This window comes from Paraburkholderia sp. CHISQ3, from assembly GCF_030464945.1.
Classification (GTDB): Bacteria; Pseudomonadota; Gammaproteobacteria; order Burkholderiales; family Burkholderiaceae; genus Paraburkholderia; species Paraburkholderia megapolitana.
Map to the genome: position 1 here is coordinate 75,976 of NZ_JALPRG010000015.1, position 24,301 is coordinate 100,276.

At 62.4% G+C, this 24,301-nt stretch carries 18 protein-coding genes; 17 read left to right on the forward strand and 1 reads right to left on the reverse strand.

Features of this window, described 5'->3' with window-relative positions; translation table 11 throughout:
* Positions 1–2 precede the first annotated feature (2 nt).
* Complete coding sequence (gene ilvA / locus M0D65_RS29370) at positions 3–1,604, reverse strand: threonine ammonia-lyase, biosynthetic (RefSeq protein WP_266255735.1); 1,602 nt, start codon at positions 1,602–1,604, stop codon at positions 3–5.
* Between the two features lie 475 nt (positions 1,605–2,079).
* On the opposite strand from ilvA, the gene M0D65_RS29375 reads away from it, so the two are divergent.
* From M0D65_RS29375 to M0D65_RS29455, 17 genes are all read left to right on the forward strand, one after another.
* Positions 2,080–6,186 carry a DUF3683 domain-containing protein gene (locus M0D65_RS29375; RefSeq protein ID WP_266255657.1) on the forward strand — a complete coding sequence of 1,369 codons (4,107 nt, stop codon included), beginning with the start codon at positions 2,080–2,082 and terminating at the stop codon, positions 6,184–6,186.
* 33 nt (positions 6,187–6,219) lie between these two features.
* Positions 6,220–6,648: an HIT family protein gene (locus tag M0D65_RS29380; RefSeq protein ID WP_091011015.1), complete on the forward strand. Its 429-nt coding sequence runs from the start codon at positions 6,220–6,222 to the stop codon at positions 6,646–6,648.
* A 97-nt stretch (positions 6,649–6,745) separates the two neighbouring features.
* Entirely contained in the window at positions 6,746–7,159 is a 414-nt protein-coding gene (locus M0D65_RS29385; RefSeq protein ID WP_091011016.1) for a gamma-butyrobetaine hydroxylase-like domain-containing protein, read from the forward strand.
* Between the two features lie 68 nt (positions 7,160–7,227).
* Positions 7,228–7,959 carry a bifunctional demethylmenaquinone methyltransferase/2-methoxy-6-polyprenyl-1,4-benzoquinol methylase UbiE gene (gene ubiE, locus M0D65_RS29390; protein WP_091011017.1) on the forward strand — a complete coding sequence of 244 codons (732 nt, stop codon included), beginning with the start codon at positions 7,228–7,230 and terminating at the stop codon, positions 7,957–7,959.
* 35 nt (positions 7,960–7,994) lie between these two features.
* A complete protein-coding gene (locus M0D65_RS29395; RefSeq protein WP_266255658.1) occupies positions 7,995–8,984 on the forward strand; it encodes a Tim44 domain-containing protein in 990 nt (329 codons plus the stop codon).
* Between the two features lie 122 nt (positions 8,985–9,106).
* Positions 9,107–9,751, forward strand: coding sequence for an SCP2 domain-containing protein (locus M0D65_RS29400; protein ID WP_266255659.1), 645 nt, complete (start codon positions 9,107–9,109; stop codon positions 9,749–9,751).
* Positions 9,752–9,765: 14 nt separating this feature from the next.
* The gene (gene ubiB, locus M0D65_RS29405) at positions 9,766–11,343 is read left to right on the forward strand and encodes a ubiquinone biosynthesis regulatory protein kinase UbiB (protein WP_266255660.1); all 1,578 of its coding nucleotides are present in this window, start codon (positions 9,766–9,768) and stop codon (positions 11,341–11,343) included.
* Positions 11,344–11,373: 30 nt separating this feature from the next.
* Positions 11,374–12,015 carry a methyltransferase domain-containing protein gene (locus M0D65_RS29410; RefSeq protein WP_266255661.1) on the forward strand — a complete coding sequence of 214 codons (642 nt, stop codon included), beginning with the start codon at positions 11,374–11,376 and terminating at the stop codon, positions 12,013–12,015.
* A gap of 154 nt (positions 12,016–12,169) precedes the next feature.
* A complete protein-coding gene (locus M0D65_RS29415) occupies positions 12,170–12,571 on the forward strand; it encodes an FmdB family zinc ribbon protein (RefSeq protein ID WP_266255662.1) in 402 nt (133 codons plus the stop codon).
* 69 nt (positions 12,572–12,640) lie between these two features.
* Positions 12,641–13,300: a DUF502 domain-containing protein gene (locus M0D65_RS29420; RefSeq protein ID WP_091011023.1), complete on the forward strand. Its 660-nt coding sequence runs from the start codon at positions 12,641–12,643 to the stop codon at positions 13,298–13,300.
* Between the two features lie 63 nt (positions 13,301–13,363).
* Positions 13,364–15,166, forward strand: a complete 1,803-nt coding sequence (gene aspS, locus M0D65_RS29425; protein ID WP_091011024.1) for an aspartate--tRNA ligase — start codon at positions 13,364–13,366, stop codon at positions 15,164–15,166.
* 160 nt (positions 15,167–15,326) lie between these two features.
* Complete coding sequence (gene nudB / locus M0D65_RS29430) at positions 15,327–15,815, forward strand: dihydroneopterin triphosphate diphosphatase (RefSeq protein WP_266255737.1); 489 nt, start codon at positions 15,327–15,329, stop codon at positions 15,813–15,815.
* Positions 15,812–17,083: a cardiolipin synthase ClsB gene (gene clsB / locus M0D65_RS29435; protein WP_266255663.1), complete on the forward strand. Its 1,272-nt coding sequence runs from the start codon at positions 15,812–15,814 to the stop codon at positions 17,081–17,083. The genes nudB and clsB overlap by 4 nt, the downstream gene beginning before the upstream one ends.
* A gap of 207 nt (positions 17,084–17,290) precedes the next feature.
* Positions 17,291–17,890 carry a TetR/AcrR family transcriptional regulator gene (locus M0D65_RS29440; protein WP_091011027.1) on the forward strand — a complete coding sequence of 200 codons (600 nt, stop codon included), beginning with the start codon at positions 17,291–17,293 and terminating at the stop codon, positions 17,888–17,890.
* Positions 17,891–17,993: 103 nt separating this feature from the next.
* Positions 17,994–19,781, forward strand: coding sequence for an acyl-CoA dehydrogenase C-terminal domain-containing protein (locus M0D65_RS29445; RefSeq protein ID WP_266255664.1), 1,788 nt, complete (start codon positions 17,994–17,996; stop codon positions 19,779–19,781).
* Between the two features lie 207 nt (positions 19,782–19,988).
* Entirely contained in the window at positions 19,989–22,424 is a 2,436-nt protein-coding gene (locus tag M0D65_RS29450) for a 3-hydroxyacyl-CoA dehydrogenase/enoyl-CoA hydratase family protein (protein WP_266255665.1), read from the forward strand.
* An 89-nt stretch (positions 22,425–22,513) separates the two neighbouring features.
* Positions 22,514–23,716, forward strand: coding sequence for an acetyl-CoA C-acyltransferase (locus M0D65_RS29455; RefSeq protein ID WP_266255666.1), 1,203 nt, complete (start codon positions 22,514–22,516; stop codon positions 23,714–23,716).
* Positions 23,717–24,301: the final 585 nt, after the last annotated feature.

Genomic DNA, 24,301 nt, shown 5'->3' on the forward strand with positions numbered 1-24,301 from the left:
GGTTACGCGAGGAACAACCGGTACACCGGATTCGCGCTTTCGTCCCAATACTGATAACCGAGCGTGGCGAGAAAGCGGTTGAACGCGGCGTCTTCCGTGGCCGGCACCTGGATGCCGACGAGGATCGAACTGGTGTCCGCACCCTGGTTCCGGTAATGGAACAGGCTGATATTCCAGTTCGGCGCCATCGACGACAGGAAACGCATCAGCGCACCCGGCCGCTCGGGAAACTCGAAGCGGAACAGGCGTTCGTCATGCGCGAGCGGCGAATGGCCGCCGACCATATAGCGGATGTGCTGCTTCGACAGTTCGTCGCCGGTTAGATCGACGGTAGCGAAGCCGTGGGCTTCGAAATTCCTCGCAATTTCCGCCGATTCTTCGCGGTTCCTGATCTGCACGCCGCAGAAGATCTGCGCGGAACTCGCATCCGCGATCCGGTAATTGAACTCGGTGACGCTGCGCGTGCCGACCAGTTCGCAGAAGCGTTTGAAGCTGCCGCGCTCTTCGGGGATCGTCACCGCGAACACCGCTTCGCGCGCCTCGCCGACTTCGGCGCGTTCGGCGACGAAACGCATCCGGTCGAAGTTCATGTTCGCACCGGAGGTGATCGAGATCAGCGTCTGGTTCTCGATGCCTTCGCGTTCGACATACTGCTTCGCGCCCGCGACCGCCAGCGCGCCGGCCGGTTCGAGCAGGCTGCGCGTGTCCTGGAAGACATCCTTGATGGCTGCGCAAAGCGCGTCGGTATCGACGATCAGGATGTCGTCGAGATACTCGCGACACAGGCGGAAGGTTTCTTCGCCGACCAGCTTGACGGCGGTGCCGTCGGAGAACAGGCCGACTTCGTTGAGCGTGACGCGTTCGCCGGCCTTGATCGATTGCGCCATCGCGCAGGAGTCGTCGGTCTGGACGCCGATCACCTTGATCTCCGGCCGGATCGACTTGACGTACGCCGCCACGCCGGACGCGAGCCCGCCGCCGCCGATCGGCACGAAGATCGCGTGGATCGGGCCTTGATGCTGGCTCAGGATCTCCATCGCGACGGTGCCCTGGCCGGCGATCACATACGGGTCGTCGAACGGATGGACGAACGTGAGGCCGCGCTCCTCCTGCAACTGCGCGGCATGCGCATACGCGTCGCTGTAGGACTCGCCCACCTGTACGACTTCGACTGTCGGGCCGCCGTGCGCACGCACCGCATCGACTTTCACCTGCGGCGTCGTGACCGGCACGACGATGATCGCCTTCACGCCCATCCGCGCCGCCGACAGCGCCACGCCCTGAGCATGATTCCCCGCCGACGCCGTAATCACGCCGCGCGCGAGTGCATCGGCAGGAATATGCGCCATCTTGTTGTACGCGCCGCGCACCTTGAACGAGAACACCGGCTGATTGTCTTCGCGCTTCAGGTAAATCGGATTGCGCAGCCGTGCGGACAGATTCCGTGCAGGTTCCAGTTCGGTTTCGCGGGCCACGTCGTAGACGCGCGCGGTGAGGATTTTCTTTAAATAGTCGTGAGAAGCCATGCGAGTGGCGCGCGATGCGCTTGAAAAGGCGGTAAATGACGTAAAAGGCCAATGATAGCGCCAACCGCTCGCGCTCAGGACCTTACCTCGGCGCTTGCCGCTTGGGTTAGGCGAATGCGTTTGCCCTGTGCTGGCCATTCACAGGTTCGCCGATACGTCGACCGCATAGCCGACCGACCGGTCGCCGAATCGCCCGGTCAGCGGGCTCCGGCGGTGCCCGCGAATGCCTGCTGCAGCGCGATACAGGCTCCGACGTGGGCGCCGATCATGCGGTAGAATCCGGTTTTAGAACAAGGATCGGAAGATGCACTGGCAGCCTCAGATCGCCCATTTAATGCCCGCACCGCGTGAGTCCCGTCCCGCGGCGCAGCGGCATGTGCGGCACGCACGATCGTGTAGCGGTATCTGAGCGCCGCGAAGCGGCCGGCGTGCGTCATCCGCTGGCAGGGCTTCGCACTCCAGAGAAGAAGATTTTCAAGCATTGCGCCCCACGCGCATCGTCAGCGGGCCTCTCGTCGAGAGGTACGCCGCTGACCTACCGAGTCGTCCGAACATGAACGCACCTCAAGTTTTCGATCCTAACGGGGCCGCTGCCGCGGTGGCCGCCGATCCGGAACCGCGCTTGCGCGAAATCCCCTACAACTACACGTCGTTCTCCGATCGCGAAATCGTCATCCGTTTGTTGGGCGATGAAGCGTGGAATGCCCTCGCCGAACTGCGCGCCGAACGCCGCACCGGTCGCTCGGCACGGATGCTGTACGAAGTGCTCGGCGACATCTGGGTCGTGCGTCGCAATCCGTATCTGCAGGACGATCTGCTCGACAACCCGAAGCGCCGCGCGCTGCTGATCGAAGCACTCAATCACCGTCTCAACGAAATCGAAAAACGTCGGCGTGCCGATCTGACCGCGCATGGCGACGAGGCCGGCGTGGGTCGTGCCGCTCGAGTGGAAACGCTGGTCGTGGCCGCGCGCCGCGCGATCGATGCGTTCGCCGGCGAATTCGACAAGATGGCAGAACTGCGCCGTCGCGCGACCAAAGTGCTGGGCCGCCGGACGCAGAAGGACAACATCAAGTTCGATGGCCTGTCGCGCGTCTCGCACGTCACCGATGCCACCGACTGGCGCGTCGAGTACCCGTTCGTCGTGCTGACACCGGACACAGAGGAAGAGATCGCCGGTCTCATCAAGGCCTGCTTCGAACTCGGACTCACCGTGATTCCGCGTGGCGGCGGTACCGGCTATACGGGCGGCGCGCTGCCACTCACACCGTTCTCCGCCGTGATCAACACCGAAAAGCTCGAACAGCTCGGCGCCGTCGAACTGACGGATCTGCCTGGCGTTGCGCGCAAGGTGCCGACCATTTATTCCGGCGCGGGCGTCGTCACGCGTCGCGTGACCGAAGCCGCCGAACAGGCGGGCTATGTGTTCGCGGTCGATCCGACATCGCTCGATGCATCGTGTATCGGCGGCAATGTCGCGATGAATGCGGGCGGCAAGAAGGCCGTGCTGTGGGGCACCGCGCTCGACAATCTCGCGTGGTGGCGGATGGTCGATCCCGAAGGCAACTGGCTCGAAATCACCCGGCTCGATCACAACCTCGGCAAGATTCACGACATCGCGGTGGCGCGCTTCGAACTGAAGTGGTTCGACGGCGAATATGCGCCGGGCGAGAAGCTGTTGCGTACCGAAGCGCTCGATATCGAAGGGCGCCGGTTCCGCAAGGAAGGGCTTGGCAAGGACGTTACCGATAAATTCCTCGCCGGTTTGCCTGGCGTGCAGAAAGAAGGCTGCGACGGACTCATCACATCCGCGCGCTGGGTGCTGCACAAGATGCCCGCGAATATACGCACGGTCTGCCTCGAATTCTTCGGTCAGGCGCGCGAGGCGATTCCAAGCATCGTCGAGATCAAGGACTACCTGTTCGAAACCTCGAAGCAGGGCGGCGCGATACTCGCGGGTCTCGAGCATCTCGACGAGCGCTATCTGCGCGCGGTCGGCTATGCGACCAAGTCGAAGCGCAATGCGTTTCCGAAGATGGTGCTGATCGGCGATATCGTCGGTGACGATGCGGATGCGGTGGCGGCAGCGACCTCGGAAGTCGTGCGCATGGCCAACGGCAAGAGCGGCGAAGGGTTCGTCGCGGTGAACGCGGAAGCGCGCAAGCGCTTCTGGCTCGACCGCAGCCGCACGGCCGCGATCGCGAAGCATACCAACGCGTTCAAGATCAACGAAGACGTCGTGATCCCGCTGAACCGGATGGGCGAATACACCGACGGTATCGAGCGGATCAACATCGAACTGTCGATCAAGAACAAGCTACAACTGCTCGACGCGCTCGAGGTGTTCTTTAAGTCGGGCAAGCTGCCGCTCGGCAAGAGCGACGACGCGAACGAGATTCCGAGCGCAGAGTTGCTTGAAGACCGTGTGCAGCAGGCGCTCGATCTGCTCAAAGCCGTGCGGGCGCGTTGGGAGTTTCTGCGCGACCGGCTCGATATGTCGTTGCGCGAGGCGCAGCACTACATGGTGCAACTCGGCTATGCGGGGCTCGCGGAGAAATTCGCCGATCGCGTCGACGAGCAACCGGGCGTGACGGTGTTTGACATCACCCAGGACCGCACGGTGCGCGTGTCGTGGAAGCAGGAGATCCGCGCGGAACTGCGGCAGATCTTCAACGGCGGCGAGTTCAAGCCGATCCTCGAAGAAGCTCAGGCGATCCACAAGCAGGTGCTGCGCGGCCGTGTGTTCGTCGCGCTGCACATGCATGCCGGCGACGGCAACGTGCACACCAACCTGCCGGTCAACTCCGACAACTACGAGATGCTGCAGGACGCCCACACGGCGGTCGCACGCATCATGAAGCTAGCGCGTTCGCTGGATGGGGTGATTTCCGGCGAGCACGGCATCGGTATTACGAAGCTGGAGTTCCTGACCGAAGAAGAGATCAGCGAATTCCGCGCGTACAAGCAGCGCGTCGATCCGCACGGACGCTTCAACGCGGGCAAGCTGCTCGCCGGCGCGGATCTGCGCAACGCCTACACGCCGAGCTTCGGGCTGATGGGCTATGAATCGCTGATCATGCAGCAGTCCGACATCGGCGCGATCGCCGATTCGGTGAAGAACTGCCTGCGCTGCGGCAAGTGCAAGCCGGTGTGCGCGACCCACGTGCCGCGCGCGAACCTGCTGTATAGCCCGCGCAACAAGATTCTCGCGACCTCGCTGCTGATCGAGGCGTTCCTGTACGAAGAGCAGACGCGCCGCGGCGTGTCGATCAAGCACTGGGACGAGTTCAACGATGTCGCCGATCACTGCACCGTCTGCCACAAGTGCGTGACGCCGTGCCCGGTGAAGATCGACTTCGGCGACGTGACGATGAACATGCGCAACCTGCTGCGCAAGATGGGCAAGAAGAAGTTCAACGCGGGCAATGCGGCCGGCATGTTCTTCCTGAACGCGACGAATCCGCAGACCATCAATCTCGCGCGCACTGCGATGATGGGCATCGGTTACAAGGCGCAGCGCCTGGGCAACGACGTGCTGAAGAAGTTCGCGAAGAAGCAGACCGCGCATCCGCCCGCGACGGTCGGCAAACCGGCGGTCACGCAGCAGGTGATCCACTTCATGAACAAGAAGATGCCGGGCAACCTGCCGAAGAAGACGGCGCGGGCGCTGCTCGACATCGAAGACAACAAGGTTGTGCCGATCATCCGCAATCCAGGAACGACTACCGTTGACTCCGAAGCGGTGTTCTACTTCCCTGGTTGCGGATCGGAGCGGCTCTTCTCGCAGGTTGGTCTCGCGACCCAGGCGATGCTCTGGGAAGCGGGCGTGCAGACCGTGCTGCCGCCAGGCTATCTGTGTTGCGGTTATCCGCAGCGTGGTTCGGGCCAGTTCGACAAGGCCGAGAAGATCGTCACCGATAACCGCGTGCTGTTTCATCGCGTCGCGAATACGCTGAACTATCTCGACATCAAGACGGTGGTGGTGTCGTGCGGTACGTGCTACGACCAGCTCGCCGGTTACGAATTCGAGAAGATCTTCCCGGGCTGCCGGATCATCGATATTCACGAGTTCCTGCTCGAGAAGGGCATCAAGCTCGATGGCGTGTCGGGTACGCGCTACATGTATCACGACCCGTGCCACACGCCGATCAAGACGATGGACCCGATCAAGCTTGTGAACGAGCTGATGGGCTCCGCCAACGACGGCTACACGATCGAGAAGAACGATCGCTGCTGTGGTGAGTCGGGCACGCTCGCGGTCACGCGGCCGGACGTTTCGACGCAGGTGCGGTTCCGCAAGGAAGAGGAAATCCGCAAGGGCGCGGCGAAACTGCGGGATATTCCGGTGCTGTCGGCGGCTGGCGGAAACGGCGCGAATGGTGTGGGCAGCGCGGGTGCCGTGCCGCAGACGGTGGATGCGGTTCAGCAGAACGGCGCGAATGGTACGAACGGTGCGAGCGGCGCCAAGGGCCAGCCCGACGTAAAAATCCTCACGAGCTGCCCGTCCTGCCTGCAAGGGTTATCGCGCTACAACGAGGACGCGAACATCGAAGCCGATTACATCGTCGTCGAAATTGCGCGTCACGTGCTGGGCGAAAACTGGATGGCGGACTACGTGCAACGGGCGAACAATGGCGGAATCGAGCGCGTGCTGGTCTAATTGCACGCATTACGTATCCGTCCGAGGACGACCATGGACTGTATATTCTGCCGCGAAGATGGCGGCGATGTGCTGTGGAAGGACGACACGCTGCGTGTCGTCCTGGCCGACGAGCAGGACTATCCGGGCTTTTGCCGGGTGATCTGGGGTGCGCACGTCGCCGAGTTTTCCGATCTTTCCGCCGCCGAGCGCGACCGTGTGATGCGCGCGGTCTATGCGGTCGAACGGGCGATGCGGCGTGTGCTGCAACCGGTCAAGGTGAATCTCGCGAGCCTCGGCAACCAGGTACCGCACGTGCACTGGCATGTCATTCCGCGCTTTTCCAACGACGCCCACTTCCCGCTGCCGATCTGGGCGCCGCGCCAGCGCACGGTGTCGGAGGCGCTGCTGGCGTCGCGCCGCGCGCAGGCCACACTGCTGCGCGACGCGGTACGCAGCGAAATCGAACTTGCTCTAGCGTGAGCGGATTGAGCGCTCCCCAAACCTGTCGCTTCGCGCCAGCCCCCCGAGGGAGTGAGAAAACCCCGGGGCGGCCCGGCGTTTTTCTTACGAGGCCAATATGAGTGGATTGACTCCCGACACGCCGGTGCCAACCGGCGTCGTCGTGCATGCGGTATCGCGCGTGCTCGAATTGCAGTACGCGGACGGCGCGAGCTACCGGGTCCCGTTCGAACTGTTGCGCGTGTATTCTCCGTCCGCCGAGGTACGCGGCCACGGTCCCGGCCAGGAAACACTGCAGACGGGCAAGCGCGACGTCACGATCACCTCGCTCGAGGGCGTCGGCAACTACGCTTTGCAACCGACTTTCTCCGACGGGCATTCGACGGGGCTTTATTCGTGGGATCTGCTGTACGACCTTGCAGTTCGTCAGGATGAACTCTGGGCCGAATACATCGCCAAACTGGCAGCGGCCGGTGTCGACCGCGACGCACCGATGGCCGCGCCGGCCGCAGCGCACGGCCACCGTCACTGATACGATCCAGCCTGACTGCCGCAACGATGCGGCGCAACAATCGAGAATACGCGAAAGGAACGAGCGCGATGAGCAAAACCCACTTCGGCTTCCAGACAGTCGACGAACAGGACAAGGCGAAGAAGGTGGCGGGCGTGTTCCACTCCGTTGCCTCCAACTACGACCTGATGAACGACCTGATGTCGGGCGGACTGCACCGGGCGTGGAAGGCTTTCACGATCTCGCAGGCGGCGGTACGGCCGGGTTTCCGGGTACTCGACATTGCCGGCGGTACGGGCGATCTGTCGAAGGCGTTCGCAAAACAGGCCGGCCCGACCGGCGAGGTCTGGCTCACCGATATCAATGAGTCGATGCTGCGCGTTGGCCGCGACCGGTTGCTCGACAAGGGCGTGATCACACCGGCGCTGTTGTGCGACGCGGAAAAAATTCCGTTCCCGGACAACTACTTCGACGTGGTCACCGTGGCGTTCGGGTTGCGCAACATGACGCATAAAGACGGCGCGCTCGCGGAAATGCAGCGCGTGCTGAAGCCGGCTGGCCGCCTGCTGGTGCTGGAATTCTCGAAAGTGTGGGACCCGCTCAAGAAGGCTTACGACGTCTATTCGTTCAAGGTGCTGCCGTGGCTCGGCGAGCGCTTCGCGAAGGACGCCGAGAGCTACCGCTATCTGGCGGAATCGATCCGGATGCACCCGGACCAGGAAACTTTGAAGACGATGATGGAACAAGCTGGCCTCGATGGCGTCAAATATTACAATTTGTCAGCTGGCGTGGTAGCCTTACACGTGGGGACAAAGTATTAGCACCCATATCCCATTGTCTTAAAAGGATTTTTATCATGTCTGACGCGCGTTCGTTACCTTCCAAAAAGCTTTCATCATCTTGGGCGAAGCGAATTGGCACGTTCGCGATGGTCGGTCTGATCGTCGCTGGAACGTTTGCTTCGCTCGATGCCGAGGCACGTCGCATGGGCGGCAGCCGTAGCATCGGCCGCCAGTCGTCGACGGTTACGCAGCGTCAGGCGACACCGCCCGCGCAGCCCGGCCAGCCGATGCAGCAGTCGGGGCAAGCCGCCCAGGCACAGCGCGGTGCCCAACCCACACCGGCCGCAGCGCCTAACCGTTCGCGCTGGCTCGGACCGATCGCCGGTCTCGCCGCAGGTCTCGGGATTGCCGCGTTGCTGTCCCATTTCGGTCTGGGCGAAGCATTCGCCGGCGCCATGGCGAATTTCCTCGTAATCGCCGCCATCGCGATGCTCGCTATCTGGCTGATCCGCCGCTTCATGAACCGCAAGCGCGACACCGCAACGCCGGCCTACGCAGGCGGCGCGCCGTCGTTGAATGCGGGCGGTACCGGCTATACGCAGGAACCGCGCTATAACGCGCCGGTGCAACAGATCGGCTCGTTCGGGACGCAGTCCGCCCCCAGCATTGCAACGACCGCGGCCGTGCCGGTGGATTTCGATTCCGAGACGTTCCTGCGCAATGCCAAGGTCTACTTCGTGCGGCTGCAGGCCGCATGGGATAGCGGCAACATGGCCGACATCCGCGAATTCACCACGCCCGAAATGTTCGCCGAAGTGAAGGTGGACCTGGATTCGCGCGGCTCGCAGGCAAACCAGACCGATGTGGTCCAGTTGAACGCCGATCTGCTCGGCGTCGAAGAGCGCAGCGACGAATATTTCGCCAGCGTGCGTTTCTCGGGGCTGATTCGCGAGACGCCGGGTGCTGCCGCCGAACCGTTCGTCGAAGTGTGGAACCTGTCGAAGTCGACGCGTTCCGGCGAAGGCTGGCTGCTCGCGGGTATCCAGCAAGTCGCCGAGCATTGATGCAGGCCCGCTGAAGCGGGCCCCGTCCGGCCGTTCGGCATAGCAAGGCTGAAAGCGAACGGACGTTACAATAGGAACCCGCGCTGGCACATCGCCGGCGCGGGTTTTTCTTTCCACTGCCGATGACCCTCGCCGCCAAGCCCTTCGCTGCTGCCGTCAACCATCTGCTCGCCCGTGAATCGTGGGCTCGCGAGCGCCTCGCTCCTTACGCCGGCAAGACTGCCCGGCTGTCCTGTCCGCCCGTCTCGATGATCCTGCTGGTGCAGCCGGACGGCTATCTCGTCGCCGTCGACGAGAGCGAAGCGCAACAGTTCGACGTCTCGGTGACGGTAGCCAGCGATGCATTGCCTGCTTTCGTCCAGGGCGGTCAGGCCGCGGTGATGAAGCACGTGAAGATCGAGGGCGACGCGGAGTTTGCTACGGCGATCGCGAAGCTGGCCGAGCATCTGCGCTGGGAGCCGGAAGAAGATCTGGCCCGGTTGATCGGCGATGGCCCGGCGTGGCGCGTGGCGACGCTTGCGCGCTCGGTTGGCGATCATGCGCTGCGTACGGGACGCAACCTCGTCGATTCGGTGGCGGAGTATCTGCTCGATGAGCAGCCGCAACTGGTCCGGCGCGCGGCGCTCGACGATTTCAACGCCGAACTCGCGCGCACCCGCGATACGCTGGCAAGAGCCGAGAAGCGTGTCGAGCGTCTGGAACAGAAGGTCGAAGCTCACGGCGCGTCTGCGCCGGGCGGCGCCGCCAAGTCGCGCGGCACGCGCTAGTCATCGGGCTCACCATGCGTTTTCTGCGTTTCCTCAAGATATTTTTTACGGTCATCCGCTTCGGTCTCGACGAGATGATGCTGAGCCGCGTCAACGACCGCCGCGTGCGGTTGCTGCTGCGGGTCACGACAATCGGCCGGCATTTCGATGAGCCACGCGGTGTGCGGCTGCGTCTGGCGCTCGAAAGTCTTGGGCCGATTTTCGTGAAGTTCGGGCAGGTGCTGTCGACACGGCGCGACCTGCTGCCCGTCGATGTCGCCAACGAACTCGCCAAGCTGCAGGACCAGGTCCCGCCATTCGATTCCGATGTGGCGATCGGTCTGGTTGAGAAATCGCTCGGCGCGCCGGTCAACGTGCTGTTCGACGAATTCGAGCGGACGCCGGTGGCGAGCGCGTCGATCGCGCAGGTCCATTTCGCGAAGGTGAAAGCGGGCCAGCACGCGGGCAAGCCGGTCGCGGTGAAAGTGCTGCGTCCGAACATGCTTCCCGTGATCGATTCCGACCTCGCGCTGCTGCGTGACATCGCGATCTGGGCCGAGCGTCTGTGGGCCGACGGCAAGCGGCTCAAGCCGCGCGAAGTCGTCGCGGAGTTCGACAAGTACCTGCACGACGAACTCGACCTGATGCGCGAGGCGGCCAACGGCAGCCAGTTGCGGCGCAACTTCGCGGGGCTCGATCTGCTGCTCGTGCCCGAGATGTACTGGGAGTTCTGCACGCCCACCGTGCTCGTGATGGAGCGCATGGTCGGTGTGCCGATCAGCCAGGTCGAGACGCTGCGTGCGGCGGGTGTCGACATTCCGAAGCTCGCGCGCGAAGGCGTCGAGATTTTCTTCACGCAGGTGTTCCGCGACGGTTTCTTCCACGCGGATATGCACCCCGGCAACATCCAGGTCAGTCTCGACCCGGCGCATTTCGGGCGCTATATCGCGCTCGATTTCGGCATCATCGGTGCGCTGTCGGACTTCGACAAGAACTACCTCGCGCAGAACTTCCTCGCGTTCTTCAAGCGCGACTATCACCGGGTTGCCACGCTGCATCTGGAGTCCGGCTGGGTGCCGCCCACTACGCGCGTCGAAGAACTGGAAAGCGCGATCCGCGCAGTCTGCGAGCCTTACTTCGACCGAGCGTTGAAGGACATCTCGCTGGGGCAGGTGCTGATGCGGCTCTTCTCCACGTCGCGCCGCTTCAACGTCGAGATCCAGCCGCAACTGGTGTTGCTGCAGAAGACCATGCTCAACGTCGAAGGACTCGGCCGCTCGCTCGACCCCGAGCTCGACTTGTGGAAGACCGCGAAGCCGTATCTCGAGCGCTGGATGAACGAACAGATCGGTCTACGCGGCTGGTATGAACGTCTGAAGATCGAAGCGCCGCAATGGAGCAAGACGCTGCCGCAGTTGCCGCGCCTGATCCACCACATGCTGGCCGAACGCCACGAAGCCCAGCGCGGCCCGAACGACGACATGGTCCGGCAGATTCTGCTCGAGCAGAAGCGCACGAACCGGTTGCTGCAAGGCCTGCTGATCTTCGGTATTGCGGTGGGTGTCGGCGCGGTGCTGGCGCGCACCTGGATTGCGTTGGCCTACGGCGGTTGATGTGATCGCCGGATTCGACGGAGTTTCTTCATGACCGAACCATCTCGCCCGGACGTGCCAGCCGTGCCCACCTTCGCGACCCGCGATCCCAATTCGCCCGATTTCTGGGACGAACGCTTCGAGCACGGCTTCACGCCCTGGGACCAGGCGGGGGTGCCGGCCGCATTCCAGTCGTTTGCCACCCGGCACACCGACACGGCGGTGCTGATTCCCGGCTGCGGCAGCGCGTGGGAAGCGCTATGGCTTGCGAACCGTGGCCAGCAGGTACGCGCCATCGATTTCGCGCCGGCCGCCGTCGATACGGCGCGCGCGCAGCTTGGCATACACGGCAATGTCGTCGAACAGGCCGATTTCTTCGCTTACCAGCCGCCGTTCACGCCGGGCTGGATTTACGAGCGCGCATTTCTATGCGCCTTGCCGGTCGCGCGCCGCGCCGACTATGCGCAACAGATGGCCCGTCTGCTCCCACCGGGCGGCTTTCTGGCAGGGTTCTTTTTCTTCGGTATGGAGCCTAAAGGGCCGCCGTTCGGCATTGACCGGGCCGAACTGGACGCATTGCTCGCCCAGCACTTCGAGCTGATCGAAGACGAACCGGTTGCCGATTCGATCCCCTTCTTCGCGGGCCGTGAGCGCTGGCTGACGTGGCGTCGCCGCGATTCTCGCCAGGTTTGATTGAATTTCCCCGTCGTCGCCCGCACTTGAGGCGGCAAGCGCCGCGCTGGCCGCGTATTGACCGACCGCTCCCGAAAACCGGAGGCGGGAAACCTTTTGCGGCTATAATTCAAGGCTTTGCAAGCGTTTTCAAGAATTCCGCAGGGAAAGAAACATGCCGATCTACGCTTATCGTTGCGAGTCATGCGGCTTCGCGAAGGATGTCCTTCAGAAGATGAGCGACGCGCCGCTGACTGACTGTCCCGAGTGCGGGAAATCCACCTTCCGCAAGCAGGTGACTGCCGCCGGCTTCCAGCTGAAAGGCTCGGGCTGGTACGTCACGGATTTCCGTGGCGGTAACACGGCGAAGACAAATGGAACGGCCACCGGTGCGAATGCCGCATCGGACGGCGATGCAGCCGCCGCGAAAGGCACCAGCGACAAGGCCGATACGGGCACTTCATCGGGTGCTTCCGAGACATCGGGCGCATCCGCGATTACGGCAGCGGTGCCTGCTGCAGCACCGGCCGCCGCTGCAGCAAGCAGTGCGGGCAGCAAGGGCAGTGGCAGTACATAAGGCTTGCCGCCTGCGCGGCGGCATACATGCCGAACCCGGCCTCGCCGGGCAGGCTCTCTGGCGGTACACATGACGACGAAGAAAACGACGCTCAAATCGGTGTTCCTGACCGGCCTGCTGGTGCTGGTACCTCTCGCCATCACGCTGTGGGTGCTCGGCCTCATCATCGGTACGATGGACCAGACGCTGTTGCTGCTGCCCGAAGCGTGGCAGCCGGAGCGCGCGCTCGGTTTCCGTCTGCCCGGTCTCGGCGCGTTGCTGACGCTGGCGTTCATCTTCATCGTCGGGCTGTTCACGCAGAACTTCATCGGCCAGAAGCTCGTGAAGTGGTGGGAACTGCTGGTGCGCCACATTCCGGTGGTCGGGCCGATCTACACGAGCGTCAAGCAGGTATCGGACACGCTGCTGTCGAGCAACGGCAATGCATTCCGCAAGGCGCTGCTGATCGAATACCCGCGCAAAGGCTCGTACACGATCGCGTTTCTGACCGGTATCCCGGGCGGCGACGTCGTCAATCACCTGAAGGAAGATCACGTCAGCGTGTATGTGCCGACTACGCCGAATCCGACGTCCGGTTTCTTCCTGATGTTGCCGAAGAGCGAAGTCGTCGAACTCGATATGACGGTCGACGCGGCATTGAAGTACATCGTCTCGATGGGCGTGGTCGCGCCGTCCGCGCCGCAGCCGGCGCAGCCGCGTCGCAGCAGCGTCATCGAGCCTCCGCTGTAATGCGGGCGCGCGCCGTTCGCGGATGCGCGCCGTTCAACTAATGCAAAACGAAAGACGAACATCATGTCGATGAGATCTGAATACTGCGGTCTGGTGACCGAACACCTGCTGGGCCAAACCGTGTCGCTGTGCGGCTGGGTGCAACGCCGGCGCGATCATGGCGGCGTCATCTTCATCGATCTGCGCGATCGCGAAGGTCTCGTCCAGGTCGTGTGCGATCCGGATCGTGCCGACATGTTCAAGACCGCCGAAGGCGTGCGCAACGAATTCTGTGTGCAGGTCAAAGGTCTGGTGCGCAACCGCCCGGAAGGCACCGCTAACGCGGGTCTCACGAGCGGCAAGATCGAAGTGCTGTGTCACGAGCTGACCGTGCTGAACGCGTCGGTTACGCCGCCGTTCCAGCTCGACGACGACAACCTGTCGGAAACCACGCGTCTAACGCACCGCGTGCTCGATCTGCGCCGTCCGCAGATGCAGCACAACCTGCGTCTGCGCTATCGCGTCGCGATGGAAGTGCGCAAGTATCTCGACGCACGCGGTTTCATCGATATCGAAACGCCGATGCTCACGAAGAGCACGCCGGAAGGCGCACGCGATTACCTCGTGCCCTCGCGTACCAACCCGGGCCAGTTCTTCGCGTTGCCGCAGTCGCCGCAGCTCTTCAAGCAGTTGCTGATGGTCGCGAACTTCGATCGTTACTACCAGATCGTCAAGTGCTTCCGCGACGAAGACCTGCGCGCCGACCGTCAGCCGGAATTCACGCAGATCGATTGCGAAACGTCGTTCCTCGGCGAGCAGGAGATTCGCGACCTGTTCGAGGACATGACACGCCACGTGTTCAAGGAAACGATCGGCGTCGAACTCGCGTCGACGTTCCCGGTGATGAAGTACTCGGAAGCGATGCAACGCTTCGGTTCGGACAAGCCGGACCTGCGCGTGAAGCTCGAATTCACCGAACTGACCGACGTCATGAAAGACGTCGACTTCAAGGTGTTCAGCACGCCGGCTAACACGAAGGACGGTCGCGTCGCGGCGCTGCGCGTGCCGAAGGGCAGCGAGCTTTCGCGCGGCGACATCGACAGCTACACGGAATTCGTGCGCATCTATGGCGCGAAGGGTCTCGCGTGGATCAAGGTCAACGAAGTCGCGAAGGGCCGTGACGGCCTGCAAAGCCCGATCGTGAAGAACCTGCACGACGCATCGATCGCTGCGATTCTCGAGCGCACCGGTGCAGAAGACGGCGACATCGTGTTCTTCGCCGCTGACCGCGCGAAAGTCGTCAACGACAGCCTCGGCGCGCTGCGCCTGAAGATCGGTCATTCGGAATTCGGCAAGGCGAACGGCCTCGTCGAAAGCGGCTGGCAGCCGCTGTGGGTGATCGACTTCCCGATGTTCGAATACGACGAAGAGGACAACCGCTACGTCGCTGCGCACCATCCGTTCACGTCGCCGAAGGACGAGCATCTCGAGTATCTCGAGACCGACCCGGCGCGTTGCCTTGCGAAGGCTTACGACATCGTGCTGAACGGCTGGGAAATCGGCGGCGGCTCGGTGCGGATTCACCGCGAGGAAGTGCAGAGCAAGGTGTTCCGTGCGCTGAAGATCGGTCCGGATGAAGCGCGCGCGAAGTTCGGCTTCCTGCTCGACGCGCTGCAGTACGGCGCACCGCCGCACGGTGGGATCGCGTTCGGTCTCGACCGCATCGTCACGATGATGGCCGGTGCCGATTCGATCCGCGACGTGATCGCTTTCCCGAAGACGCAACGTGCGCAGGACCTGCTCACGCAGGCGCCGAGCGAAGTCGACGAGCGCCAGCTGCGCGAGTTGCACATCCGTCTGCGTCAGCCGGAGCAAAAGGCGCAATAGGTGCGATAGGCTTGGCGGCCGCGAGCGAACGCGGCCAGCACTGCTTGCTCGATGGAATGAAAAGGCGCGTCACGCGCCTTTTCTGCTTTTTGCGTTACAGTCGCCGTAGCGTCCGCTGCCCGACATGCATCGTGCGTCCCACGTGTCCCGTCCGATCACCATGCCGAAACCGCCGAAGATTCCAGAATCCGTTCTTGTCGTCATCTACACGCCCGAGCTCGATGTGCTGATCATCGAACGGGCGGACCATGGGGCCTTCTGGCAATCCGTGACCGGTTCGAAAGACAGCCACGATGAACTGCTCGCGCAGACGGCCGTGCGCGAAGTCGCAGAAGAGACCGGCATCGTGATCGGTAGCGACGAGGTGCCGCGCGGCGCGCTGCTCGACTGGCAGCATCGGATCGAATACGACATCTATCCGGTGTGGCGTCATCGCTATGCGGAGGGTGTCACGCGCAACACCGAGCACTGGTTCAGCCTGCGGGTGCCGTATTGCATGGACGTCAAGCTCGCACCTCGCGAACACACGGCCTACGAGTGGCTGCCGTATCAGGAAGCGGCTGCTCGTTGCTTCTCGCCATCGAACCGTGAAGCGATCCTGCAACTGCCCTGGCGGCTCTACGCGCGCCGCGACGAGCGTCAGCGATGAGCGCAGGCGGCGTACGACGTTTCGCGCGGCTTCGGCAGAGCCTGTTCAAGCGGCGCTACTGGTCGAAGTACCGTTTCACGGCCGGCAACGATGTGCGGCTGTTCTGCTCCGGGGACGACTTCTTCGCTGCGTTGATCGCCCGTATCGACGCGGCAACTCGCGACGTCGCGCTCGAAACCTACATCTTCAGCGACGACGAAGCCGGTCTTGCCGTCGCGGATGCATTAAAGCGCGCTGCTTCGCGCGGCGTGCGGGTACGTGTCATCACCGACGGCATCGGTACCGCGCGCCTGCCGATGTTCAACGACTGGCCGCAAGCCGGCATCGAACACCGGATCTACAACCCGCATCTGTTCGGCCGCTTCGGTTTTTCGCGCACGCATCGCAAGCTGGCAGCCGTCGACGATACCTACGCGTTCTGCGGCGGCATCAACATCGTCGACGACTTCGACCAGAACGGCACGCGTCTGCCGTATTCGCGCTGGGACTTCGCGGTTGAACTGCACGGGTCGGTGGTCGCCGATGTGCGCGACGCATTCGAACAGCAGTGGCAGCGGATTCGCAGCGGACACCGCAGCGCGGAGTCGCTGCGTCCCGACCTCACGCCTTCACCCGACGATCACCGCAGCCTGCGCCGCGCGCGCCTGCGCACCAGTAGTCATGCGCGGCGTCCGGATCTGCGCAGCGCGGCTGAACCCTACGTGGCATTTATCGCACGCGATAACCTGATCAATCGTCGGGCGATCGAGAAGGCCTACCTCACCGCAATCGGCCAGGCACGCACCGAAGTGCTGCTCGCCAATCCGTACTTCATGCCCGGTCGCAAGCTGCGTCGTGCGTTAGTGTTTGCGGCGCGGCGCGGTATCGATGTGCGGCTCGTAATCGGTCGCAAGGAATTCGCTGCACTCGATTACGCGGTGCCCTTCCTGTATCGCTCGCTGCTGAAAGCCGGCGTGAAGATCGCCGAATATGAAAAGACCATGCTGCACGGCAAGGTCGCGGTGGTCGACTCGAACTGGGCGACAGTCGGGTCGTCGAATCTCGACGCGTTGAGTCTCGTGCTCAACAACGAAGCGAATGTGATGCTGGTGCAACATAGGGAAATCGACGAATTGCGCAATGCAATTCTTTTAGCCTTCCGCGACGCGCGCCGTATCGACCTTGCGCGCTACGAGGCCCGTCCGGCGGGCGAGCGGCTCATCAACTGGCTCGCTTACACAGCGTATCGGGCAGTCATGAAACTGCTTACCGTAGGTGGTTACGATTAGCGCTGCGCGCTGCTACATCGGCACAGGGCCGGCAAAGAAGGCAAACGGCTCTAAAAAATCGCTCAGTCCCCAGTGGGCGTATGCCGCAGAATTGGAGTCCGGTTAGAAACCGGTTTCTAATAAAGTCCTTGTTTCGCGGGCGGTCGCACCCAATAATAGTACGGCCGTTCGATTTTATTTTGGTCATACCGGAACGGTAAAAGAGCTATGCGAAAAGGCGAACAAACGCGAGTAGCGATTCTCGATGCAGCACTCGATCTGGCAAGCCGCGACGGACTGGAAGGTCTGACGATTGGCTTGCTGGCCGAGCGCATGCAGATGAGCAAGAGCGGCGTGTTCGCGCATTTCGGGTCGCGCGAGGATCTGCAGGTTGAGGTCGTGCGCGAATATCACCGTCGTTTCGAAGACGAGGTGTTTTTCCCGAGTCTGCGCGAGCCGCGCGGACTGCCGCGTCTACGCGCGATGCTGTCGCGCTGGATCGAAAAACGCATTCAGGAAGTGACGACTGGCTGCATCTATATCAGCGGTGCAGTCGAGTACGACGACCGCGCGGACAGCCAGGTGCGCGAGCAACTGGTGTTGAGCGTCACGATGTGGCGTGCCGCGATGATGCGGGCCATTTCGCAGTCGATGGAAGAAGGGCATTTGCGCGCGGATACCGATCCGCAACTGATGCTCTTCGAACTGTACAGCTTCTCGCTCGGTCTACACCACGACGCGCGTTTCCTGCATCTGCCGGATGCGGTGCGTCTCACGTGGGCCGCGCTGGAAAAACTGATTGTTTCGTATCAAAGCGAAAGCCGTTAGCGTAGCCGGCCCGGTCCATCGGGTTCGACGACACCGGCAACCCCACACCTGGGGCTGCGCTGACAGCCGGGCTTAAGTCAACACCTTTGGATTGGAGAGAGTCATGGGACAGTACGCCGCGCCGCTGCGCGACATGCAATTCGTGTTGCACGAACTGCTCAACGTCGAAGCCGAGATCAAGCAGATGCCGAAGCACGCGGATCTCGACGCGGACACGATCAACCAGGTACTCGAAGAGGCCGGCAAGTTCTGCTCCGAGGTGCTGTTCCCGCTCAACCAGAGCGGCGATCGCGAAGGCTGCACCTACGTGGGTGACGGCGTCGTCACCACGCCGAAGGGCTTCAAGGAAGCGTACCAGCAGTACGTCGAGGCAGGCTGGCCTGCGCTCGGTTGCGATCCGGAATACGGCGGCCAGGGGCTGCCCGCATTCGTCAACAACGCGCTGTATGAAATGCTGAACTCGGCGAATCAGGCGTGGACGATGTACCCCGGCCTCTCGCACGGCGCGTACGAATGTCTGCACGAACACGGCACGCCCGACCAGCAGAAGGTCTATCTGCCGAAGCTCGTATCGGGTGTCTGGACCGGCACGATGTGCCTGACCGAACCGCATTGCGGCACCGATCTCGGCATCCTGCGTACCAAGGCCGAACCGAACGGCGACGGCTCGTACGCGATCAGCGGCACGAAAATCTTTATCTCGAGCGGCGAACACGATCTCGCGGAGAACATCGTTCACCTCGTGCTCGCGCGACTGCCGGATGCACCGCAAGGCACGAAGGGCATCTCGCTCTTCATCGTGCCGAAGTTCGTTCCGGATGCAAGCGGCGAACCGGGCGAGCGTAACGGTGTGAAGTGCGGTTCGATCGAACACAAGATGGGCATTCACGCCAACGCAACCTGCGTGATCAATCTCGACAATGCGAAGGGCTGGCTCGTCGGTGAGCCGAACAAAGGCCTGAACGCGATGTTCGTGATGATGAATGCGGCGCGTCTGGGCGTCGGCATGCAAAGTCTCGGCCTCACCGAGATCGCGTATCAGAACTCGCTCGTGTACGCGAAGGAACGGCTGCAGATGCGTTCGCTGACCGGCCCGAAAGCACCCGAAAAAGCAGCGGATCCGATCATCGTGCACCCCGACGTGCGTCGTATGCTGCTCACGCAAAAGGCCTATGCCGAAGGCGCACGCGCATTCTCGTACTGGTCCGCGCTGCACATCGACAAAGAGTTCTCGCATAGCGACGAAGCGGTCCGCAAGGAAGCTGCCGATCTCGTCGCGCTGCTCACGCCGATCCTGAAAGCGTTTCTGTCGGACAACGCGTTCGAAGGCACGAATCACGCGATGCAGATCTACGGCGGCCACGGCTTCATCACCGAATGGGGCATGGAGCAATACGTGCGCGACGCGCGGATCAACATGATCTACGAAGGCACGAACTCGATTCAATCGCTCGACCTGCTGGGTCGTAAGGTGCTCGGCGACATGGGCGCGAAGCTGAAGCGCTTCGGCAAGCTCGTCACCGATTTCGTCGAAGCCGAAGGCGTGAACCCGGCGATGCAGGAATTCATCAATCCGCTCGCGGATATCGGCGACAAGGTGCAGAAGCTGACGATGGAAATCGGCATGAAGGCGATGCAGAACCAGGATGAAGTCGGCGCAGCCGCTGTGCCGTATCTGCGCACCGTTGGCCACCTGGTGTTCTCGTACTTCTGGGCACGCATGGCACGCATCGCGCTCGACAAGCAGGCGTCCGGCGATCCGTTCTACAAGGCGAAGCTTGCTACGGCGCGCTTCTATTTCGCCCGGTTGTTGCCTGAAACGGCATCGACGATCCGTGCGGCGCGCGCGGGTTCGAAGACGCTGATGGAAGTCGACGAAGCGCTGTTTTAAGCGAGCAGTGCGGGTGCCGTGCGTAGACCGCGCGGCGCTCGCTACAACTGCTAACGGTACTCGCTCGCAGCGCAACGCCGCGACGGCATCGCGAAACAACGACACATCGTAACGAACCACAGGTAGTCCGCTTCGACGCTCATCCGTAGCAGCAGCCGACCCGACCACCCAATCCGCTCCATTTGCAAATTCCGCTGGAGGAACGACGTGAGCAATCTGATCATTCGCAAGGTAGCCGTGCTCGGCGCCGGCGTGATGGGCGCGCAGATCGCTGCGCACCTGATCAACGCCAAGGTGCCGGTGCTCCTTTTCGATCTGCCGGCCAAAGAAGGCCCGAAGAACGCGATCGCGCTGAAGGCGATCGAGAATCTGAAGAAACTGTCGCCGGCGCCGTTTGGCGTCAAGGACGACGCGCAGTACATCCAGCCCGCGAACTATGACGACGACATCGAGAAGCTCGCCGAATGCGACGTCGTGATCGAAGCGATCGCCGAACGGATGGACTGGAAGCACGACCTGTACAAGAAAGTGTCGCCGCATCTCGCGCCGAACGCGATCTTCGCGAGCAACACGTCGGGTCTGTCGATCACCGAACTGTCGCAAGGCTTTTCGGACGAACTGAAAGCGCGTTTCTGCGGCGTGCATTTCTTCAATCCGCCGCGCTACATGCATCTGGTCGAACTGATCCCGACCACGCACACGCGGCCCGAAATTCTCGATCAACTCGAAACCTTCCTGACGAGCGTCGTCGGCAAGGGTGTGGTGCGGGCGAAAGATACGCCAAACTTCATCGCTAACCGCGTCGGTATCTTCTCGATCCTCGCAGTGATCACCGAGGCCGCGAAGTTCGGTCTGCGCTTCGACGAAGTCGACGATCTGACGGGCAGCCGTCTGGGTCGCGCGAAATCGGCGACGTTCCGCACCGCCGATGTGGTCGGCCTCGACACGATGGCCCACGTCATCAAGACGATGCAGGACAACCTCACCGACGACCCGTTCTTCCCGGTCTACGAGACGCCTGCCGTGCTCGCCGAACTCGTGAAGAAGGGCGCGCTCGGCCAGAAGACCGGGGGCGGCTTCTACAAGAAAGAAGGCAAAGCCATCAAGGTGCTCGATCCGAAGACCGGCACCTATGTCGACGGCGGCGCGAAGGCGGATGAACTGGTCGGCCGGATCCTCAAGCGTCCGGCGGCCGAGCGGCTGAAGCTGCTGCGCGAGTCGGAGCATCTGCAGGCACAGTTCCTGTGGTCGATCTTCCGCGACGTGTATCACTACATCGCCGTGCATCTCGAGTCGATCGCCGACAACGCACGCGACGTCGACCTCGCGATCCGCTGGGGCTTCGGCTGGAACGAAGGTCCGTTCGAAGGCTGGCAGACCGCCGGCTGGAAGCAGGTTGCCGAGTGGGTGCAGGAAGACATCTCGGCGGGTAAGGCGCTCGCAAATGTGCCGCTGCCTGCGTGGGTGCTTGAAGGCGTGGTTGCGGAGAAGGGCGGCGTGCATACCGCCGAAGGTTCGTGGTCGCCGGCTGCGAAGTCGTTCGTGCCGCGTTCGTCGCTGTCGATCTACGACCGCCAGGTGTTCCGCGCGCCGCTCGTCGGCGAGACGGGTGCCGATCCGAAGACCTATGGCAAGACGCAGTTCGAGACCGATCATGTGCGTGCATGGGTCGATGATCGTGCTGGCGAAGACGATGTGCTGATCGTCTCGTTCAAGAGCAAGATGAACACGATTGGCCCGGGTGTGATCGATGGCCTCACGCAGGCTATCGAACTCGCGGAGAAGGAATTCAAGGGTCTTGTTGTGTGGCAACCGACTTCGCTGAAGCTCGGCACGCCGGGCGGTCCGTTCTCGGCCGGTGCGAACCTCGAAGAAGCGATGCCCGCGTTCATGATGGGCGGCGCGAAAGGCATCGACCCGTTCGTGAAGAAATTCCAGCACGGCATGCTGCGCGTGAAATACGCGAATGTGCCGGTTATTGCCGCGGTGTCAGGCATTGCGCTCGGCGGCGGTTGCGAACTGGCGCTGCATAGCGCGAAGCGTGTTGCGCATATCGAGAGTTATTTCGGCCTCGTCGAAGTCGGTGTCGGCCTGGTGCCGGCCGGTGGCGGTCTGAAGGAAGCAGCGTTGCGCGCAGCCGAGGCGGCTAGTGCGGCCGGTGCGACAACCGATCTGCTGAAGTTCGTGCAGAAGTCGTTTGAAAACGCGGCGATGGCGAAGGTTTCGTCGTCGGCACTCGATGCGCGTGCGATGGGTTATCTGAAGCCCACCGATACGATCGTCTTCAACGTGTTCGAACTGCTCGACATCGCGAAGAAGGAAGCGCGTGCGTTGTCCGCCGCGGGTTACCGTGCACCGCTGCGCGTCACGCAGGTACCGGTGGCAGGGCGCTCGGCGATCTCGACGATCAAGGCATCGCTCGTCAACATGCGCGACGGCCGCTTCATCAGCGATCACGATTTCCTGATCGCGAGCCGCATCGCGGAAGCGGTGTGCGGCGGCGATGTCGAAGCGGGCAGCCTCGTCGACGAAGAGTGGTTGCTGACTCTTGAGCGCCGCGCCTTCGTGGATCTGCTCGGTACGCAGAAGACACAGGAACGGATCATGGGCATGCTGCAGACCGGTAAGCCGGTTCGCAACTGACCTGACTGAGCGAGCGAACAAAGCAACCCTACGCATGAGGTAGGAGTAAGTGCCAAGGCGCTAACTCCTGCTGACAAGGAGCTGATGACATGAGTAACAAACAAGTGCAGGACGCGTACATCGTCGCCGCCAGTCGCACGCCGATCGGCAAGGCGCCGCGCGGCATCTTCAAGAACACGCGCCCGGACGAGCTGCTGGTGCACGCGATCCGCTCGGCGGTCGCGCAGGTGCCGGGTCTCGATACGAAGCTGATCGAAGACGCGATCATCGGTTGCGCGATTCCCGAAGGCGAGCAGGGGCTGAACGTCGCGCGGATCGGCGCATTGCTGGCCGGCCTGCCGAACTCGGTGGGTGGCGTGACGGTGAACCGCTTCTGCGCGTCGGGTGTAACTGCGCTTGCGATGGCGGCGGACCGTATCCGCGTCGGCGAATCGGACGTGATGATCGCGGGCGGTTGCGAATCGATGAGCATGGTGCCGATGATGGGCAACAAGCCGTCGCTGTCGCCGCATATCTTCGAGCGCGATGAGAACGTCGGTATCGCCTACGGCATGGGTTTGACCGCCGAGCGCGTGGCCGAGCGCTGGAAAGTGAGCCGCGAGGCGCAGGACCAGTTCGCCGTCGAATCACATCGCAAGGCGCTGGCTGCGCAGCAGTCCGGTGAATTCAACGACGAGATCGCTGCGTTCACGCTGACCGAACGTTTCCCGGATCTCGCCAGTGGCGAGGTGAAGGTGAAGACGCGTGAGATCGCACTCGATGAAGGTCCGCGTCAGGATACGTCGCTCGAAGGTCTGGCGAAGCTGCGGCCGGTGTTCGCGAACAAGGGTTCGGTGACGGCGGGTAACAGCTCGCAGACGTCGGACGGTGCCGGTGCGTTGATCGTCGTGTCAGAGAAGATTCTCAAGCAATTCAATTTGACGCCGCTTGCCCGGTTTGTGAGTTTTGCTGTGCGTGGGGTGCCTCCTGAAATTATGGGGATTGGGCCTAAAGAGGCTATTCCTGCGGCGCTGAAGGCGGCTGGGTTGAAGCAGGATGATATCGACTGGTTCGAGCTTAATGAGGCGTTTGCTGCGCAGGCTTTGGCCGTGATTCAGGATCTTGGGCTTGATGTTTCCAAGGTTAATCCGCTTGGTGGTGCGATTGCTTTGGGGCATCCGCTGGGGGCTACCGGGGCGATTCGGGCTTCTACTGTTGTGCATGGGTTGCGGCGGCGCAATCTGAAGTATGGGATGGTGACGATGTGTGTGGGGACTGGGATGGGGGCTGCGGGGATTATCGAGAGGATGTAGGTTTTTGCCTTGGGCGGCGGCCTTCCTTTGCCTCGGCCGGCGGCTCTTTGTTAGCGCCTCGCGGCGCTGGCGTTGCCCCTGTGCGGGGCGGCACTTACTTTCTTTGCCGCGGCAAAGAAAGTAAGCAAAGAAAGCCGCTCGAAACGTTACCTGGTCCTTTCCGTGTGTAGCCTTCGTGGTCCGCACCTAAGTGTCGCCCTCGCACTGACGCGGTAGTGGTTCGAGACGAGATCATCCCTCGCACCTTTAGCGGTAGTGACAAAGCCGTCATTCATCCCGCTCGCACTGCGTGCTCGCGGTTGGGTGACCACAGCGGAAACCCGACGAGGACAGCGGGACGTCAGGCCGAAGGCAAACGTTGAGAGACAGTTTGAGACGGAAGCCTGAACAGGTAGTTGGCGGCAAGTCAAAGAGGCAAGTTGAAGGGCAAAGAGAAAGGCTGAGGTCGAACAGGCACAGCGCGTTGAGCGAAGAGGGTTATGCCCATCGGCGGCGAAGGTCGCCGGAACGGATGAATGCCTTGTCACTACCGCCAAAGGTGCGAGCCGTGATCTCGTCTCGGACCACTACCGTTTCAGCGCGAGG

Excerpts from the sequence above, each read along its gene's own strand:
- M0D65_RS29375 (WP_266255657.1), top strand. The coding sequence starts at position 2,080 with ATGAACGCACCTCAAGTTTTCGATCCTAACGGGGCCGCTGCCGCGGTG.
- M0D65_RS29380 (WP_091011015.1), top strand. The coding sequence starts at position 6,220 with ATGGACTGTATATTCTGCCGCGAAGATGGCGGCGATGTGCTGTGGAAG.
- M0D65_RS29385 (WP_091011016.1), top strand. The coding sequence starts at position 6,746 with ATGAGTGGATTGACTCCCGACACGCCGGTGCCAACCGGCGTCGTCGTG.
- ubiE (WP_091011017.1), top strand. The coding sequence starts at position 7,228 with ATGAGCAAAACCCACTTCGGCTTCCAGACAGTCGACGAACAGGACAAG.
- M0D65_RS29395 (WP_266255658.1), top strand. The coding sequence starts at position 7,995 with ATGTCTGACGCGCGTTCGTTACCTTCCAAAAAGCTTTCATCATCTTGG.
- M0D65_RS29400 (WP_266255659.1), top strand. The coding sequence starts at position 9,107 with ATGACCCTCGCCGCCAAGCCCTTCGCTGCTGCCGTCAACCATCTGCTC.
- ubiB (WP_266255660.1), top strand. The coding sequence starts at position 9,766 with ATGCGTTTTCTGCGTTTCCTCAAGATATTTTTTACGGTCATCCGCTTC.
- M0D65_RS29410 (WP_266255661.1), top strand. The coding sequence starts at position 11,374 with ATGACCGAACCATCTCGCCCGGACGTGCCAGCCGTGCCCACCTTCGCG.
- M0D65_RS29415 (WP_266255662.1), top strand. The coding sequence starts at position 12,170 with ATGCCGATCTACGCTTATCGTTGCGAGTCATGCGGCTTCGCGAAGGAT.
- M0D65_RS29420 (WP_091011023.1), top strand. The coding sequence starts at position 12,641 with ATGACGACGAAGAAAACGACGCTCAAATCGGTGTTCCTGACCGGCCTG.
- aspS (WP_091011024.1), top strand. The coding sequence starts at position 13,364 with ATGTCGATGAGATCTGAATACTGCGGTCTGGTGACCGAACACCTGCTG.
- nudB (WP_266255737.1), top strand. The coding sequence starts at position 15,327 with ATGCCGAAACCGCCGAAGATTCCAGAATCCGTTCTTGTCGTCATCTAC.
- clsB (WP_266255663.1), top strand. The coding sequence starts at position 15,812 with ATGAGCGCAGGCGGCGTACGACGTTTCGCGCGGCTTCGGCAGAGCCTG.
- M0D65_RS29440 (WP_091011027.1), top strand. The coding sequence starts at position 17,291 with ATGCGAAAAGGCGAACAAACGCGAGTAGCGATTCTCGATGCAGCACTC.
- M0D65_RS29445 (WP_266255664.1), top strand. The coding sequence starts at position 17,994 with ATGGGACAGTACGCCGCGCCGCTGCGCGACATGCAATTCGTGTTGCAC.
- M0D65_RS29455 (WP_266255666.1), top strand. The coding sequence starts at position 22,514 with ATGAGTAACAAACAAGTGCAGGACGCGTACATCGTCGCCGCCAGTCGC.